The sequence below is a fragment of the Paenibacillus andongensis genome (genome assembly GCF_025369935.1).
Lineage (GTDB): Bacteria > Bacillota > Bacilli > Paenibacillales > NBRC-103111 > Paenibacillus_E > Paenibacillus_E andongensis.
On record NZ_CP104467.1, the window covers coordinates 923,798 to 940,000 of the forward strand.

General features: G+C 43.8%; 21 protein-coding genes (1 of these 21 running past the window's edge). 14 read left to right on the forward strand and 7 right to left on the reverse strand.

The features are described 5' to 3' along the window. Nucleotides 1–208 precede the first annotated feature (208 nt). Entirely contained in the window at nt 209–2,017 is a 1,809-nt protein-coding gene (gene ade, locus NYR53_RS04180) for an adenine deaminase (RefSeq protein ID WP_261304051.1), read from the forward strand. On the opposite strand, the gene NYR53_RS04185 is transcribed toward ade, so the two are convergent. After that, a complete protein-coding gene (locus NYR53_RS04185; RefSeq protein ID WP_261304052.1) occupies nt 1,994–2,401 on the reverse strand; it encodes a hypothetical protein in 408 nt (135 codons plus the stop codon). The two genes, ade and NYR53_RS04185, sit on opposite strands and share 24 nt — an antisense overlap. Before the next feature lie 17 nt (nt 2,402–2,418). Continuing rightward, nucleotides 2,419–2,649: a hypothetical protein gene (locus NYR53_RS04190; RefSeq protein WP_261304053.1), complete on the reverse strand. Its 231-nt coding sequence runs from the start codon at nt 2,647–2,649 to the stop codon at nt 2,419–2,421. A 241-nt stretch (nt 2,650–2,890) separates the two neighbouring features. Here NYR53_RS04190 and NYR53_RS04195 point away from each other — a divergent pair, with 241 nt between their 5' ends. After that, nucleotides 2,891–3,664 carry an arylamine N-acetyltransferase family protein gene (locus NYR53_RS04195; protein WP_261304054.1) on the forward strand — a complete coding sequence of 258 codons (774 nt, stop codon included), beginning with the start codon at nt 2,891–2,893 and terminating at the stop codon, nt 3,662–3,664. Between the two features lie 154 nt (nt 3,665–3,818). Here NYR53_RS04195 and NYR53_RS04200 read toward each other — a convergent pair whose 3' ends face one another. Further along, a complete protein-coding gene (locus tag NYR53_RS04200) occupies nt 3,819–3,983 on the reverse strand; it encodes a hypothetical protein (protein WP_261306624.1) in 165 nt (54 codons plus the stop codon). Between the two features lie 129 nt (nt 3,984–4,112). Here NYR53_RS04200 and NYR53_RS04205 point away from each other — a divergent pair, with 129 nt between their 5' ends. The 8 genes from NYR53_RS04205 (at nt 4,113) to NYR53_RS04240 (ending at nt 9,391) form a co-directional block, all read left to right on the forward strand. Next, entirely contained in the window at nt 4,113–4,574 is a 462-nt protein-coding gene (locus NYR53_RS04205) for a carbohydrate ABC transporter permease (protein WP_367618615.1), read from the forward strand. Next, nucleotides 4,567–4,788 carry an ABC transporter permease family protein gene (locus tag NYR53_RS04210; RefSeq protein WP_261304055.1) on the forward strand — a complete coding sequence of 74 codons (222 nt, stop codon included), beginning with the start codon at nt 4,567–4,569 and terminating at the stop codon, nt 4,786–4,788. Before NYR53_RS04205 ends, NYR53_RS04210 begins: the two co-directional genes overlap by 8 nt. Nucleotides 4,789–4,852: 64 nt before the next feature. Continuing rightward, nucleotides 4,853–5,128 (forward strand): GntR family transcriptional regulator, encoded by a 276-nt coding sequence (locus NYR53_RS04215; protein ID WP_261304056.1) that lies wholly within the window; start codon nt 4,853–4,855, stop codon nt 5,126–5,128. A gap of 67 nt (nt 5,129–5,195) precedes the next feature. Further along, nucleotides 5,196–5,801: an MBL fold metallo-hydrolase gene (locus tag NYR53_RS04220; RefSeq protein ID WP_261304057.1), complete on the forward strand. Its 606-nt coding sequence runs from the start codon at nt 5,196–5,198 to the stop codon at nt 5,799–5,801. A 241-nt stretch (nt 5,802–6,042) separates the two neighbouring features. Then, nucleotides 6,043–6,918 (forward strand): helix-turn-helix domain-containing protein, encoded by an 876-nt coding sequence (locus tag NYR53_RS04225; protein ID WP_261304058.1) that lies wholly within the window; start codon nt 6,043–6,045, stop codon nt 6,916–6,918. Between the two features lie 170 nt (nt 6,919–7,088). After that, nucleotides 7,089–7,940, forward strand: coding sequence for an oxidoreductase (locus tag NYR53_RS04230; RefSeq protein WP_261304059.1), 852 nt, complete (start codon nt 7,089–7,091; stop codon nt 7,938–7,940). A gap of 92 nt (nt 7,941–8,032) precedes the next feature. Beyond that, nucleotides 8,033–8,218, forward strand: coding sequence for a hypothetical protein (locus tag NYR53_RS04235; RefSeq protein ID WP_261304060.1), 186 nt, complete (start codon nt 8,033–8,035; stop codon nt 8,216–8,218). Between the two features lie 240 nt (nt 8,219–8,458). Beyond that, nucleotides 8,459–9,391 carry an ADP-ribosylglycohydrolase family protein gene (locus NYR53_RS04240; protein WP_261304061.1) on the forward strand — a complete coding sequence of 311 codons (933 nt, stop codon included), beginning with the start codon at nt 8,459–8,461 and terminating at the stop codon, nt 9,389–9,391. Nucleotides 9,392–9,463: 72 nt separating this feature from the next. On the opposite strand, the gene NYR53_RS04245 is transcribed toward NYR53_RS04240, so the two are convergent. Next, nucleotides 9,464–12,385, reverse strand: a complete 2,922-nt coding sequence (locus NYR53_RS04245; RefSeq protein ID WP_261304062.1) for an MMPL family transporter — start codon at nt 12,383–12,385, stop codon at nt 9,464–9,466. Nucleotides 12,386–12,662: 277 nt separating this feature from the next. Here NYR53_RS04245 and NYR53_RS04250 point away from each other — a divergent pair, with 277 nt between their 5' ends. Continuing rightward, on the forward strand, nt 12,663–13,241 hold the full coding sequence (locus tag NYR53_RS04250) for a TetR/AcrR family transcriptional regulator (protein WP_261304063.1): 579 nt from the start codon (nt 12,663–12,665) through the stop codon (nt 13,239–13,241). A gap of 57 nt (nt 13,242–13,298) precedes the next feature. On the opposite strand, the gene NYR53_RS04255 is transcribed toward NYR53_RS04250, so the two are convergent. Next, nucleotides 13,299–13,688, reverse strand: a complete 390-nt coding sequence (locus tag NYR53_RS04255; RefSeq protein ID WP_261304064.1) for a helix-turn-helix domain-containing protein — start codon at nt 13,686–13,688, stop codon at nt 13,299–13,301. A 197-nt stretch (nt 13,689–13,885) separates the two neighbouring features. On the opposite strand from NYR53_RS04255, the gene NYR53_RS04260 reads away from it, so the two are divergent. The 3 genes from NYR53_RS04260 to NYR53_RS04270 all read left to right on the forward strand — a co-directional run bounded on the left by NYR53_RS04260 (nt 13,886) and on the right by NYR53_RS04270 (nt 15,318). Continuing rightward, on the forward strand, nt 13,886–14,326 hold the full coding sequence (locus NYR53_RS04260) for a HEAT repeat domain-containing protein (RefSeq protein ID WP_437180129.1): 441 nt from the start codon (nt 13,886–13,888) through the stop codon (nt 14,324–14,326). Between the two features lie 26 nt (nt 14,327–14,352). Beyond that, the gene (locus NYR53_RS04265; RefSeq protein WP_047685459.1) at nt 14,353–14,538 is read left to right on the forward strand and encodes a DUF3934 family protein; all 186 of its coding nucleotides are present in this window, start codon (nt 14,353–14,355) and stop codon (nt 14,536–14,538) included. Between the two features lie 144 nt (nt 14,539–14,682). After that, nucleotides 14,683–15,318 (forward strand): spore coat protein, encoded by a 636-nt coding sequence (locus tag NYR53_RS04270; RefSeq protein ID WP_261304066.1) that lies wholly within the window; start codon nt 14,683–14,685, stop codon nt 15,316–15,318. Between the two features lie 69 nt (nt 15,319–15,387). On the opposite strand, the gene NYR53_RS04275 is transcribed toward NYR53_RS04270, so the two are convergent. Together NYR53_RS04275 and NYR53_RS04280 are read right to left on the reverse strand one after the other, a co-directional pair. Further along, nucleotides 15,388–16,023 (reverse strand): YqcI/YcgG family protein, encoded by a 636-nt coding sequence (locus NYR53_RS04275; protein WP_261304067.1) that lies wholly within the window; start codon nt 16,021–16,023, stop codon nt 15,388–15,390. Nucleotides 16,024–16,088: 65 nt separating this feature from the next. Continuing rightward, nucleotides 16,089–16,203: the 3' portion of a DUF1989 domain-containing protein gene (locus NYR53_RS04280; protein ID WP_261304068.1), read on the reverse strand. 278 nt of this gene lie beyond the right edge of the window; only the last 115 of its 393 coding nucleotides appear in the window; its start codon lies beyond the right edge, outside the window; its stop codon occupies nt 16,089–16,091.

Here is a 16,203-nt window from a genome sequence, read left to right on the forward strand (position 1 = left end):
TCCCATCACCTAAAGCTTTTTAACATCTGAATGATCTTCGCTCCGTATAATTTAATAAATAGAAATAGGGAATCCTCAGAAGTAGTATGAAACCCTTGAGAAAAACCTTTTTCATGGTAAATTTAATGTGAACAGATGGTTCAGGGAGATGTGACGTTTGACACCGAACCGGTAAAAGTTAATTAATACATAAAGGAGTACAAAACCCATGACGCTAAATAAAAGAACGCTAAATAAAAGAAATAAGCTAGTTGAAGTGAGCAGAACGCTAGCTAAGGTTGCATTAGGCGAAGTTTTTGCCGACGTAGTCATTAAGAATGGGACACTCGTCAATGTGTATTCTGGTGAATTACTTGAGCATATGGATGTTGCTGTCGCAGCTGGGAGAATTGCGTATGTAGGGAATGCAGACCATACCATTGGGGCTCAAACGGTCGTGATTGATGCCACAGGGAAGTATATGTCCCCGGGATTTTTAGATGGTCATATGCATGTTGAAAGCACGATGCTTTCCGTTACCGAGTTTGCCAAAGCGGCATTAGCCAAAGGAACAACGGGGATATTTATGGACCCTCATGAAATTGCCAATGTGTTTGGAACAGAAGGTGTAAGGTTGATGCACGAAGAGGGGCAGCAGCTGCCTATTAAAGTATTTACGACTTTCCCATCCTGTGTACCAGCAACTACGGACTTGGAAGATGCAGGTGCAAGCTTAGAAGTGACCGATATTAAAGAGGGACTGCAGTGGGACAACGTGGTTGGACTGGGCGAAGTCATGAATTTCCCTGGTGTCGTTTACGGCGATCCGAAAATGTGCGGGGAGATTGAAGAAACGATCAAGAGCGGTAAAACGGTCACAGGACATTTCCCAAGTGATGATGATCGTATGCTGCAGGCTTATATAGCATCAGGCGTGACATCCGATCATGAAACCATAACTCGGGAACAAGGTCTTCACAAAGTCCGCATGGGCATGCACCTTATGATTCGTGAAGGTTCGGCCTGGCATGATGTCAAAGAGGTCATTAAGGTGGTAACGGAAGATAAGGTCAACACATCCAATATTTCGCTCGTAACGGATGACGTCAATCCGCAAACTTTGGTGGAGAAGGGGCATCTCAATCATGTCGTGCGCCGCGCGATCGAAGAGGGTGTCGATCCTGTAACAGCGATGCAAATGGTGACGATTAATGTGGCGCGCTATTTTAAAATGGAGCAAGATTTGGGAAGCATTACTCCCGGTAAATGTGCTGACATTTTATTACTGGATGATTTACAGAAGGTCGAGCCTTTGACTGTTATTACTGATGGTCAGGTTGTTTTTGATAATGGCAAGCTTACGGTTGATTTCCCCGATTTCGTCTATCCCGAGCACATTCGCAATTCCATGAACGTTAAGCGGGAGCTTGCGGCTGAGGACTTCAAACTTGCAAGTCGCAGTAATCAGAATAAGACGGAGGTCAATGTCATCCGCATTATTGAAAACAGTGCAAGAACAGAGAAAATGACTGCAGCTCTAAGTGTTGTGCAGGGGTTCATCCAACCAGATGCGGAGCAGGATATTATCCGTTTAGCCTGTATTGAGCGACACCGTGGAACGGGTCAAATTTCACTTGGTTTTACGCATGGCTTTCAATTGAAGACAGGCGCGGTAGCCTCTACAGTGGCGCATGACAGTCACAATTTAATTGTTATGGGGATCAATGAGCAGGATATGGCTTTCGCAGCTAATGAACTTGTCAAAATGGGAGGAGGCATGATCGTTGTAGAGAACGGTAAAGTGCTGGCTCAAGTACCGATGACCATCGCAGGCCTCATGTCAGATAAATCATTGCTTGAAGTCGTTGAAGAGGTTGCAGAGCTCGAAAAAGCGTGGAAACAAATTGGCTGTCCGTTGAACGCCCCGTTTATGACATTCTCATTAATTGCATTACCCGTCATTCCTGAAATTCGGATTTCAAACCGAGGTATTGTCGATGTTACACAGTTCAAGCTAATTGAAGTGGAAATTGGTTAAGTGGGACAATAAATAAGTCCAAAAGATCTTATTCTTTTTCTTCTTTTTAGAAGGATGACGTTCTGTGCGGGAGGTTTGGATGGTTTGCGGGAGGCCGGAAACGAGCTCAGCTTCCATCCCTACTGTTATTTCGGGTTCCTTGATAATCGGCAATTCTAGGGTGGTAGCCACCTCATCTCGAATCTGATGCAGCAAATCCAATTGCTGTTCTAATTCGTCTACACGCTTGGCAAGCAGCATGTTCTCTTGCTTAAGCTTTTTAATAAGCTCATATAGTAATTTCATGGTTAGCTTCGGTTTCTCTGATGGCTCATTTTCTTCATTATTGTTAGTGGGGGACAGCAGCAGCATCAACTCTTCATCACTGATTACCTTGTCTGACACAGTATGGCCTCCTTCAATTAATGAATCTCACTGAGCTGTCCATCCGCAAAGAGATATTCTTTGGGAAGAAGTGAAAGATTAATGTTTCGGCTGCAGTCGATGTACTGCGGGTATACAACTTTGATGGCTTCCTCCTCTTGAATGGGATAGTTAATGATTTTATTTTTTTTGACTATATCTATAAAAAGATGAAACATGATGGAGATAATTAACAAGCCCGTCGTGATTAGCTCTAAGTTTTGAATCATAAGTTAACCTCCTATGAATCTTTTTTCATAGATTAACGGATTAGAACTAAAATGTCGCTCGAAAACCGTTGTCGTTTTGTAAGCTTTTTATGAAGAGTTAAACGGAATATAAGGCAGAAATAGGGTAATGATGGTATTTTTAAAAAGATATTGTTGTTAAATCTCACGAACTTGTCTATCTATGAAAAAAGAAATAAACTATAGCAACTAGGGAGACTCTCAAAGGATGGAGTTGTTCAACATGTTCAGTAAAAATAGTCAGATTCAGACCTATCTGGAACGTATCGGTTTTGAAGGTTCGCTCGATGGCAGCGCAAAGCTGCTTGCTGACCTGCAGGAGTGTCATCTGCACACGGTTCCGTACGAAAATTTGGACATTATGAACCGCAAAGCTTTATCGTTGGATCCTCAGGATGTATATCAGAAGATTGTCGTACGTGGGCGCGGAGGGTACTGTTTCGAGTTGAATGCTTTATTCGGCTGGCTGCTGCGGGAACTTGGCTATTCGGCCACTGACTTGGTCGCTCGATTTTGGCGCGATGAGCCGAATTCGCCACCGAAACGTCGTCATCACGTCCTGAAGGTAGAGGCAGAAGGCACGACTTATTTGTGCGATGTTGGAGTAGGCGGTATCGTCCCTCGCAGGCCGATCGCATGGATCGAAGGTCTTGAACAGCACCAAGGCGGAGAGTGCTACCGTCTTGAGCGCGATGAAGATTACGGTTGGATGCTTTGTGAACAGAAGAACAAGGAATGGAATCGCATTTACTCGTTTACGGAGGAACCTCAGCTGCCAAAGGATTATATCTTTGCGAGCTTCTGGTGTGAGAATGCCCCTGACTCAATTTTTACCCAAAATGCAATGGTAGCCATGCGCACCTTAGAGGGACGGAAAACGCTGGCGGGTCGAGAGTTTCGCATCTTTACATCCTCGGGTGTAAGAACTTTCACTCCGGAGACCGAGGAAGCGTATAAAGCGGCTTTGCAAGAGCATTTTGGTATTCATTTAGATTAATAATTAATGTAGTTAAGTACTAGGGTAGAGAGAAGAGGACTCCGAGTGGGGTCCTCTTTCTTTTTCGAACTTGAAGTTTCTAACACTGTGTAAAAAAGAGCGCTGCAGCAGCGTCCTTTCCGTTTGAGAAATGGCACTCTGAACATAATTCTAATTACGAAAGCGATAACTTTCTGTCTTCACGCTCTAACTCTTTCTGCTGCTCTTTGGTGAAAGTGCTGCTTAGCTTTGGCAGTCCAGTGTGTTCGTTAATGTAGATAGTTCTTACAACGCCTTGAATGTATTTCAGTTGTTTGGTCCATTCTTTTGGGTTGAACATGGACATCAACTCCTTATTTATAAATGTCTCCTACAAAATTCTCCACGACAGCAATATTGGAAGCGTTTTATTTTAATAATATGTTCAAAGGGTACGGTTGATGCACGAGCAAAAGTACTGCAGATCAAATTGAAATACGCGCCCGGCTGGCTATTCATCACCCCTTGGATAGTGGGTCTGCTGCTCTTTTATTTGTACCCGCTTGTCAGTTCCATCTTTCTCAGTTTTACCTCATACAGCATACTGAAGGCCGGACAATTTGTCGGCCTTCAGAATTATCAAAGCTTGATGCAGGACAAAGTGTTTTGGAGCTCTATTTACAACACCGTGTATTACGCACTTGTCTTCGTTCCGTTAAGTATCATCCTAAGTACTGGGCTGGCGCTGCTGTTGAACACGAGAGTAAGGGGAATCGCGATCTACCGTACGCTCTTTTATCTACCGACACTTGTTCCCTTGGTTGCAAGCTCGGAGCTGCAGCAGGCTGCACGCATAGATTGGGCTGGGGAATTCCATATTTACTGGCGCATTATGCTGCCATTGGCGATGCCGGCTGTTTTGGGCGACCGGGTTGTTCCAGGTCTTGAGTAGTTGGAACGATTTCTTGGGTCCGTTGTTATATCTGAACGACCCTAGCCAATATACATTGTCTCTCGGTCTGCAGCAATTTCAAAACGAGATCAGCACAGAGTGGGGATTGCTTATGGCGGCTACCTTCTTAATGATTCTGCCGATCATCATTCTATTCTTTTTTCTGCAGAAATCATTCATTCAAGGCATTACCTTTACGGGCATTAAGGGCTAATCACCATTAATAATGCGTCGATCGATAATCATGATTTTTATAAGTAAACGAGGGATGTCCTTATATGAAATATGAACAAATGCCAACAAAGCCGAATCTACTCTATCTGCAGCTTGCCGAAAAGGTAAGAGACATTATTCAAAGACGTAGGCTTCAACCTCATGATCCAGTCCCTTCGGAAGGGGAGCTTGCGAAGCTATTTGGCGTTAGCCGGATGACGAGCAAGCTGGCGCTTGAACAACTGGTTCAGCAGGGACTCGTTTACCGTTTGCCGAGAAGGGGGACCTTCCTTTCCGGACAGCAAAATGGCGCTCTGACAACAAAGGTATTTTCCAGGTAAATGAGCCAACTCCGACCGTTGAAATGAAGAAACAGAATAAGCAGATCGCTATCAAGCAATTGAGCACTTGCTTGTCACGCATACGCACTCTGATCATTTTAATGCCTATGATCTTGAATGCCGGAGGGAGGGGATTGCCCACGGACTGGAGCATCCCTTACATATTTATGGGAATGATGCCGTGATGCATCATACACGTGTTGCGATCGGCCGCTTTGAGGGTGAACGCTACGCATTCCATTTGCTGCGTCCCTTCCAGACGATTGAAGTGGGCGATGCACTTGTTACACCCCTTTTGGCAGATCATGACAAAATGGAAACATGTTTATTGTATGTGATCGAGCGGGGCGGCAAGAAACTACTGTACGGACATGATTCAGGTTGGTTCCCGGAAGCAACGTGGGAATGGTTAAAGGGAGCCAAGGTAGATTGCGCCATACTCGACTGCACGCATGGGTACACAGGACGTTCCCGTGATCGGAACCATATGTGCATCGAAACCGTATTGGAGGCTCAGCGTGTGTTTCGTGAAGAAAACATATTAAAAGCGGACGCGCCCATCGTCGTCACTCATTTTAGCCATAATTCCAAGCTGCTTCATCATGAATTCGACGAGATCTTTAAACCTGCTGGGGTCGTTGTCGCGTATGACGGATTGGTTATTCACATCTAAAGAAAACCTAGAAGCAGCGACGCTTCTAGGTTTTTTTGTTCTTATTTCGTAACAGCTCTTCATCCTTATCATCATTCTCAACGAGGTCAATAATAATATCTTGGATCTTCAAAGTATCTGTGATTCATACAATTTATTTATGTCTACCTTTTCCAATGGTTCCCATTCGGTTAATCAAACTGTTACAATAAGGAAATAATCGTATTCTTATAATTGAATCAAAATTCCTAGGAGGGTACGCGTGACCCAAAGAATAATAAAAGCACCGCAAGGCTTAGCAGAATCGCCATTCAATCAGAGCGTTTTGAAACTCAAAGGACTCACAGTTATTGAATCCTGCACCAATACGGTAGGGAAACAAGGGTCTCTGTTCTTAGAAGACTACCTTCTCATGTTTGTGTTAAATGGCACTTATACGGTACGTTACGGTGATCAGGTGTACGTTGCACATAAGCATGAAATGGTGTTGATGCAAAAATCCATCGTTATTGAGTATGAAAAATCAGGCGAATCTAATCAGGCTTACTTATTAGAGTACATGATGTTTTTTCTAAAAGATGAATTGCTCAAAGACTTTATAAAAATGGCGGACATTCAATCTACGAAGCCAACAGCGTTAGTACCTATTTTCGTAAATCCGATAAGTGAACGATTGTTAAGCTATTTAGGGTCGTTAAAACCATATTTCAATGAACCCGATAACATCGAGGACGGATTAATTAAGATTAAGTTGTTGGAATTACTGTTTGATCTTAGCCATGCCAACGGAAATATCATGCAGCAATTACTTCAATTGAAGCAGCAGGTACGATCTGACATATCAACCGTCGTGGAACAAAATATCTTGAATCCTGTTTCAGTGAATGATTTGGCTTATTTGTCAGGTAGAAGCTTGTCTAGCTTCAAACGGGATTTTCAAACGATTTACAACACGTCCCCATCCCTATGGATTCGGCAGAAGCGCTTGGAGAAGGCCAAAGAATTATTGACTCATTCAGCCATGTCAGTTACGGATGTTTGTTTTACGACGGGTTTTGAGAATGTTGCGCATTTTTCAAGGGTTTTCAAAGAGCATTTTGGCTATACCCCTTCCTCTTACAAGCAACAGTTAAGCTAGAAGCTAACAGAGATCTTAGTTCGGCACCCGCCGGGCTAGGATTTTTTATTTGAGCTATATGGACAAAAACTTTGGGCTTTTTGGAAAAGTAGGACGGAATAGTGTTGTGTTAATCTTGGGTCATGAGTTATTCAATTCAAAAAATGACGATGAGAAGGAGACAACAAATAATGACAAAACAAAAAGTATGGTTCATCACCGGCGCTTCCAGAGGCTTCGGGTTGGAAATTACAAAAGCTGCTTTAGCGGAGGGCAACAAAGTGGTAGCTACCGTTCGCAGCAAGCCTGAACAATTAGCCGCGCAGTTTGATAACAACGAAAACTTATTTGTAACCGTGCTGGATGTTACGGACGAAGCTCGAGCTTTAACTGCAGCGAAACATGCAGTAGACAAATTCGGAAGAATTGACGTGCTAGTCAACAATGCTGGATATGGATTGCTGAGTGGAGTTGAGGAAGCTTCGTATGAAGAAGTGAAACAAATTTATGATGCTAATGTTTTTGGCTTGCTAAACGTTACCCGCGCAATTTTACCCTACATGCGTAAGCAGCGCTCTGGACATGTCATCAATATTTCATCAGTGGGCGGATTGAATGGGTATGTAGGCTGGGGGATTTATGGTTCCACCAAGTTTGCTGTTGAAGGCATTACCGAGTCCATGGCTTTGGAATTAGCTCCTCTAGGGATCTATGCAACCGTCGTGGCACCAGGCTTTTTTAGAACGGAATTTCTAGATCCAACATCTTTGATAAGAACCGCTCATGTTATCGATGACTATGCAGGAACAGTGGGAGAAATGCGAAGCTTTGCAACACAAGTTAATAAAAAACAGCCTGGAGATCCCAAGAAACTCGCTCAAGCTTTTATTAAATTGGTCAATTCTGAAAAGCCTCCGGTTCATTTGCCTCTAGGCAATGACACGCTGGCTATGTATAGAGAGAAGACGGCAAGGTTTGAAAAAGACATTGCAGACTGGCATGCCGTCATTACGGGAACGGACCATGATGATGTAAGGGAATAACTTATTCACAACAAAGACAAATGGACAAGAATGACCGAATATACTTATACGGAATCATCAGAAGTTGTTTATCAACTAGGAGGTGTTTCGGTATGGTTTATTGGTTGTTGGCTGTTGTCGTGGTTGTGGTTGGTTTATTGATTTATATGAATGTGAAGAAGCGCAAAGTGGAACCGTCAGTTGAATTGCAAACACATAAGTCGTGCGCTTATTGTAACGAGGAAATTGCCATCGATGCAGCAGTATGTAAGTACTGTAGGGGTGTTGTCGTAAATTGAGGCTAATATAATGAATAGCAAATGAAGCAGCGGTCAGTTCGCATTAGTGTGGGCTGGTCGTTGTTTTGTTTTGTAGACTTTTGACATTCTATATCTAGCTAAATAGCAATTTAAGTATGCTTTAATTTGCCAGACCCCTTGACAATAAATATAATAATGTCATAATGATAATATCAAAAAGAAATTATCAAATCACTGAAAAACCTCATAAATCTCATACAAAAGAGAGGGGTAGTGTATGTGAAAGATCAAGTACTAGCCGGGTTGTTCGGACTATGTGTAGGGGATGCTTTAGGTGTGCCAGTTGAATTTAATCCTAGAACCTATCTGAAGGAGAATCCTATTCGAGATATGATTGGATATGGAACCTATGATCAACCAGCGGGTACATGGTCGGATGATAGCTCCTTAACCTTTTGCTTAGCGGAGAGTCTGTGTAATGGTTATGATATTTATGATATTGGGCATAAGTGTGTGCAGTGGTATCACAAAGGGTATTGGACTCCTTATGGTGAGGTCTTTGATATCGGAAATACAACTCGCATGGCGTTAGATACATTGTGTTATGAACTTATTCGTCCCGATTTAGCGGGAATGACAGGTGCGCACAGCAATGGTAATGGCTCGTTGATGAGAATACTGCCGCTTGCTTATTTTCTGAAAAACACAGCCTTCGAAGAAAAAGTGCCAATTATTACTGCTGTTTCTTCGATCACGCATCGGCATATACGTTCTATCATAGCTTGTGTAATCTATGTGGAGTTTGCCTGTTATCTTTTGAATGGATTTGACCTTGATGAAAGCTATACGAAGATGCAAACGTCGGTTAAAGATTATTACAAAGATGAACAGGAATTGGAACATTTTAAAGCAATTTTAGATAAAAGTGTCACTAACTACGCCGAAGAGGATATTCATTCTTCTGGTTACGTGGTTCATACCTTAGAAGCTAGTTTATGGTGTCTATTTAACAGTGAAACCTATGCAGAAGCAGTCTTAAAGGCGGTAAATTTAGGAGAAGATACGGATACTACGGGCGCTGTGACTGGTGGGTTAGCGGGGATTATTTATGGCATTCATTCTATTCCTGAGACTTGGATAAACGTACTTGCTAGTAACAATGAGATTTATGATTTGGCGGAAAGATTAGCAGAGAAATGCCAAAGCACTTGAGTATACAATAATGCTCATTTTGCTGCAAAAACCCAACAAAAAGCCTGAGGCACACGCCTCAGGCTTTAAACATTAATGCTGCACAGCAGCTTCCCTCGATTCACGGGATGCAGCAGCTTTCTCCACTACCGCAAAGGTTTTGCGTGGAAAGGGCCACCAATTGGCTTCTCCGAAAAGGACAGCCAAAGAGGGAACGATTAGCCCCATGAACACGGTCGTGTAAATGGCTAATCCGATGGAGATGCCGGCGCCGAGCTCCAGCAGCGTGTCTACGCCGGAGAACATGAGCGCCGCGAACGTGCCGCCCATGATGAGCGCAGCCGACATGATAACGCCGCCGGTCGTCGTCATGGCCTTGCCCATCGCTTCGATGATGCGGCCTGGGCGATATTCCTCTTTGAACCTAGCCATGAGGAAGATGCTGTAATCCACACCCAGAGCTACGATAATCAAGAAGATGAAGAAGGACACGGTCCATGATAGACCTTCAAAGCCTAACAGTTTGACAAATATAAATTCTACAATCCCCATTGTGATTAAGTAGTTAAAAACCAACGACAGCAGGAGATACAGCGGCATGAGGAGGGAGCGAAGCAGTAAAGCCAGAACCAGGTAGATCCCTATTAGCACGAATCCTCCAGTGCGGTAAAAGTCATTCTGCGAGATACTGTCCAACTCATGATAATTTGCTGTTTGTCCGGCCAGCTTTACATCGGCCTTCGAAAGCGTCGTGCCGTTCAAGCTCGTGGCGATCGTTTCTTTAAGCTCATCCATCTTACCCATAGCTTCCTTGGAGTAAGGGTTGATCGCAAGAACGACTTCGAGCTTGGCGATTTTGCCGTCTTCGGACATGTAGAAGTCCAAAGACTTCTTGAAATCCGCCTGCTCCAGCACTTCTTTCGGCACATTCCAGCCCGCAATCTGCTTGGAACTGTTATCTGCAATACCCTTTTGGGCTTCCACAACTTGAGTAATCCCATCGGACACTTTTGTTAACGCGCTAGTACCTTCACCAAGCCCGGAAGCAAATTGGCCTAGTCCGTTTTCTAGCTGCCCGATCCCACCGCTTACTTGCTTCTGTCCATCGGCTAATTGCCCGATTCCGCCGGATATCTGGTTAACCGAAGGCGCCAGCTGAGCTAGACCCTTAGCTAAAGGTTGCAAGCCGGCTTCGGTTTGAACTAATCCACCGGTTAAACCTTGTTGTTTGCCAACTAATGTCTGATACGTATTGTTTTTTGCTAGTTCAGGGTACTCTTGCACGAGTTTTGATAAATCGTCCCCCATAGAAGCTGCTGTTCCTTTTAATTGGCCAGATGCCTTCACCAACTGCTGAGCTCCTTGTTCGGACTGTACAATCCCGCCTGATACTTGCTTCAGTCCGCCTTGAACCTCAGTAAGCTTCTGTGCAATTTCTTCGGCACCTTGGCTTAGTTTGGTTATATCTCCGGCCTGGGTTTCAATCTGCGACTGTGCTTTTTTCAAGCCGTCATTGACCTGATTAATCCCCGAGCGAAGCTCTGTTAATCCTTTATTCGTTTGCTCTAGCTGATTCGGTACGGTAAGCTCCGCAATTTGTTTGCCTAGCGGTCTGGCAGCGCTACGCACTTCTTTAACGTTAGCGATTTGGCTAGCGGCTTGGCTCACTTTCTCAATAGCGGCCAGCCCTTCGGGTGTTCGCATTGAGCTGGTGGAAGTAATTGCTACCGTTGTTGGCAGAACCTCGCCGCTGCTGAACTTGGCTTCCACCTCGCGAAAGCCTTTGACCGCGCTGATACTAGGATCGATCTCGGCTAAGTCATCGAAGGAGCGATTCCCTTGGAAAAGAAAGACGAACGGAGTTAGCAAAAGCAAACATACAAGTAGAACGGCAATCGGCCTCTTGGCTGTTAATCGTGCCATAGCTCCCCAAAGCTTGGAATCTCCGTGCGCGGCACCGTTTTTCACCTTCACAGGCCAGTACATGGCTGGACCGAGAATAAGCATTAAGGCCGGAGTCAACGTTACGGCAGCAACTAAGGTAACCGCTACACCGATGGCCACGCCAACCGCTGATTGATATAGGCCGAATTTAGCGAATCCAATCAAGTAGAAGGCAATGAGTACGGTACTCCCGGAGAACAGCACTGTTTTGCCAACTGTTTGAATGGTTCGCAGTAAGGCGGTTACTCGATCGGTTGTCTTGGACAGCTCTTCACGGAAACGGTGAATCAAGAGGATGCAGTAGTCGGTTCCGGCTCCGAACAATACGGCGATAAGGAATGTCTCTGTAAAAGAGGATACAGGCATACCCGCTTTACTGAATAACGCCACAAGCCCGCGTGTCAGGATGAAAGCCATCCCGATCGTAAGCAGTGGAATGAATGGCGCGACAGGAGAGCGAAAAACAAAGAGTAGGATACCAAGGACAAGGACGAGAGTAAGAATCTCTGTCTTTTTCAGTCCTTCATTGGTGGATGTATTGTAATCCAAGAAGATAGGCGCACTGCCTGTGAATTCAATGGACATTCCGCTTGGCGGAGCATTGAATTTTTCCTTTAAAAGCTTGACACTGTCCGCCGTTGAGGCTTGCTGTACCTGTTTTGGAAACTCGACAATGACGAGCTCAGTCGTATTATCTTTACTAATAAACTTCTGAGCGAGCGATGGATCATCGAAAGCAGAGAGTATGCTGACGATGCCCATGGCATCCTGATCTTTTTTCAGATCGGCTAATTTTCCTTTGATCCAGGTTTGATCTTGTTCGGTTAGCCCGTTTTCCCGCTGCGCGACGACAATCGCGTTGGACTTTGATTTTCGATTCGGGTCCATCTGTTCAATGATCGCCTGCGCTTGTGCGGATTGGGCATCCGATGGTAAGAATTTGGATTCGGTCTGCCTTACGATTTGCCCCAGATCAGGTAAGACGAATACTGAGCCTACGGTTACAGCTAACCAAATAAGTAAGACGAGCCATTTTGTCCTTGCTAATGCTCTAATCCATTTTTCAATCATACAGATATGGCCTCCTATTGTTCCTCTAAAAACTTTTCTATTTGTAGTTATACTCCAAATATGACCGTTGGTCAAGTTTAATTTTAGACCCGTGGTCATAATTAATAATTAGGCGTTTTATCTGATTTATTTCGACTAGATTAACTGGAAATGAAACGATTTATGTTCTTATATTATAAAATATTGGACCTTTGGTCATTATATTCGTTGAACAAACTTTACATTTCCTCTATACTTGAATCCATACCACTTACACAACAGCAACGGAGATGAACTTATGAACCGTGAGGAAAAAAAGCGTGCCACACGCAAAAAAATAATGGACACAGCGCTCGAGCTATTTGCGGAGCATGGTTATGAAGCGACAACGGTTCATCTGATTACGGAACGGGCTGGTGTAGCGAAGGGAACCTTCTTCAACTATTTTGAATGCAAAGAAGATGTGTTCTGTGATATCCAAGCATTCTGGGCAACGACAGAGTTCGTAAAGTTGAAGGATAAAAGTGGACCCATTCTCCCGCACCTTCGCGAATTTCTTATGGAATTTGTAAGGATTGTGCCTTATACGAGACAGCTTGTTCGTGCTGTATTCCAAAGTAATCTTGGCAATGAAAAGTCATTATCGAATCAGCAGCGCATGTTGGAAGAACTCAAACAGATCCTGATTCCTCTCATTATAGAAGCGCAACAACGGGGGGAATTCACTTCGACCTTCCCGGCAGAAATGATTGCTGAACAAGCCATTCAAACCTATATGGGAGTATTAATTTCCTGGGGGATGGGGATGGGCGACGATAAGCTTAATACGCAAATGGCCGTTAGTTTTGAGCTGTTCTTTCGAAGTTTGCAGCCCTGAATCAAAGGAAAACCATACTAAGCTCTTGATGAGCGGCATGGTTTTATTTTTATATACTTATTTATTCTTATTCCTCCTACCAGACTCCTTGGCATCTATAGTATCCAGGAAATCATTCGTTGTCCGAACGACATACTTAACCTCATCAAGCCCTCTCTCCATGAGCATACTTTTGTGAATATCAAGGATCAGCTTTTTCTTGTGGATTTCTTCCACACCATCAAACTTTTGGAAATTAAACAACTCGCTGGGATCAATTTCCAAAGCATTCATCAAAATTTCCAACGTAAGAAGTGAAATATTCCTTTGACCTCTTTCTATATCCGAAATGTGCGATTTACTCATACTGTCTTTGCCTGTTCTTTCAGCCAACTGATCTTGTGTTAAGCCCTTTAACTTTCTAACCATTCTTAAACGCTCGCCAACTAGTCTTAAAAAATCGGACATCTCATTCACCTCAAATTGAGGTTATTGAAATCGTTGATAAAATGAGATACCCGTATAATATGATAAAATATATAAAATCCTGTATAAATGGTACTTTGATATCCTGTTTTTAAATATAATCACCAAAAAGTTGGCGCTCTACATCAAAAAAGTGTAACATCAATCTAATAACAGCAGACAGAAGGAGCTTGAATCATTTGACCATCGAATTAAAAAACGAAATACCTTCCAATTTTGAGGAACTAAAAAAATCGGCCAACCGTACCTCCAATTGGAGAGAACGTCTAGAAGCCGTTGAAGCATTAGGCCAATATAACGACCAACAAACCATTAACATACTAACGCGTATGATGAACAGCGATGCTGTATATCCCATTCAAGAGGCTGCCTACCGCAAACTCCGGGCATTTGGTGAGGATGTTCAGCTGCCGCCAAGAAAAAAAGGTGATTTGATTAAAGGAGCGGGTAAAGTTTTTGTGCGCATTAAGAAGAGCTTGCCTGAGGGTCATACGTTTGAGGAGTTTAAAGAGAAGTTACAGAAGACCAGAAGTGACGTATATGATACGTACGAAGGTGACAAAGGGTCTGACTTCGATCAATGGCTTGAAACCACATGGGCATCGTTACTGAAAAAATAAAGAGATCAACATAATGGAGTGAATACATGAGCAAAGCGAAGGGTAAAGGCGGAACCGGCAGAGGAACAGACAGTAAAGGCTGGAACCGGTGGCAAGCTAGTGCCAATAGAGCAAAGAGTGCCCCAAAACCTTATAAAAGTAAAGGTCTATTAGCTGCAGCCAAAGCTGCCAAAGCCGCGAATAGCAGCAATGGCGATAAACCTAAAGCTTAGTTGCTGCTGCGTAGAAGGCCATATCTTAAATAACCACACCCTCGGCAACCTGCCGGGGGTATTTTAGCTGCAACACGAATAAAATCGCTCAACATAACTCATATTATCGAAGTTACTATTCCATTCATTAAAGGAGACTTCGAGATGCAGCAGCAAACGCCAAATAATAGCATGACACAAGGCATGCAGAACATGAATCATGGGGGGCATGAGCTCTTTGATTTGCACGAGGTGTTGGCCTGTACGATTAATGTGCTGGACCAGTTCATGATCTTCAGACAATTCGTCCAAGATAACGAGCTTCTGGATATTTTGGATCGTCAGTACAACTTTACGCTTTTCCATTACAACATAACAGCAGAGTGCTTTGCTACAGGACAAAAACCTAGTCAAGAAACAGAGACATATATGATCCGAAACCTATCCCAGCCGATCTACGGTATCAAACCTACACAGCCCAAAAAGCCGAATCAATCATTAGCTGATGTGAAGGATGCGGGCATTAGCGCACATATGCTAGGCCTTGTGAAATCTCATGCTGCGCTATTGACGATGACTTCCGTTGAGGTGACTAACCCTGCTGTGCGTCGTGTATTGGCTTCTCAAGTACAGAACTTTATCGAGATGGCCTATGAAATTTTCTTGTATCAAAATAGAAATGCCTACTACCAAGTTCCACAGCTTGAAGCCTCCGATATGCAAAAAATGCTTAACACCTTCGTTCCGGCACAAGGAATGCCGCAAATGCCACCTAATAATAGACCAGGAACTGTACACTAATTTGAAAATAAACCAGTATCGGTCTCATCAACCCGTACTGGTTTTTCTTTGCTTGCTAAACTTTATTTATCATTGAAGCGCGGGAACGCCGTCGTACTCGACTAACTTCTGATGAATCAGCTTTTTCATATTCCGGCCAAAGGAGGTCGAATCGTTGATTTCTTCAAAAACCCATCGAGGCTGGAAAGTGATGAGAAAACATGGAGTCCGTCGGCTCTTCCGAATCTCGGTCGCAGGGGGCCCCCAAAAGGCGAAATACGGATGCCCGTTATAACAGAACTCCCAGGTATGATGGGTAGGATCTGACGAAATATGTGAAGGCCATGGGGCCTGATCTTTGGCGCTTCCCCGGCTTAAAACCGACCAAAACAATTGTTCATAGTCTTCTATGGAGAAGCCATCGGCTAGTTCGTTAGGTGTATTGAAAAACACCACTAGAGAGGCATATTTACCCGTTTCACGCGAACATTCGCCGTATTGCTGCAAGAGCTTAGCGACATTATTAATGGCTTCTTCCGACCTAGGATCTGCAGCAAATCCGAATCGTAGACTATTCGAGATAAAACCAAGACGACCGGGGATGCAAGGGTACATCTGGTCCGGATCATTAATCATTTGACCAAATTTACGAAATGCATCCTGCTGCCATTCAGGTAGATCCGTTTGATGATTCTCAAACCAGTCTTTTGAGATTAAGTTAACCATGTCAACACTCTCCTTCCATTCATTCGGAGCATACTATGCGAAGGAGGAAAAGTGGGTGAATGTCCCTAGTTCATAATTTCCACATCAATAGGTGTGCAAACATATCCATTACAGGCGCTTTCGGAACAGGGACAGGCAGATACCGCTACGAACAGGTCCGTCTCTGCACGAAGCTCAACA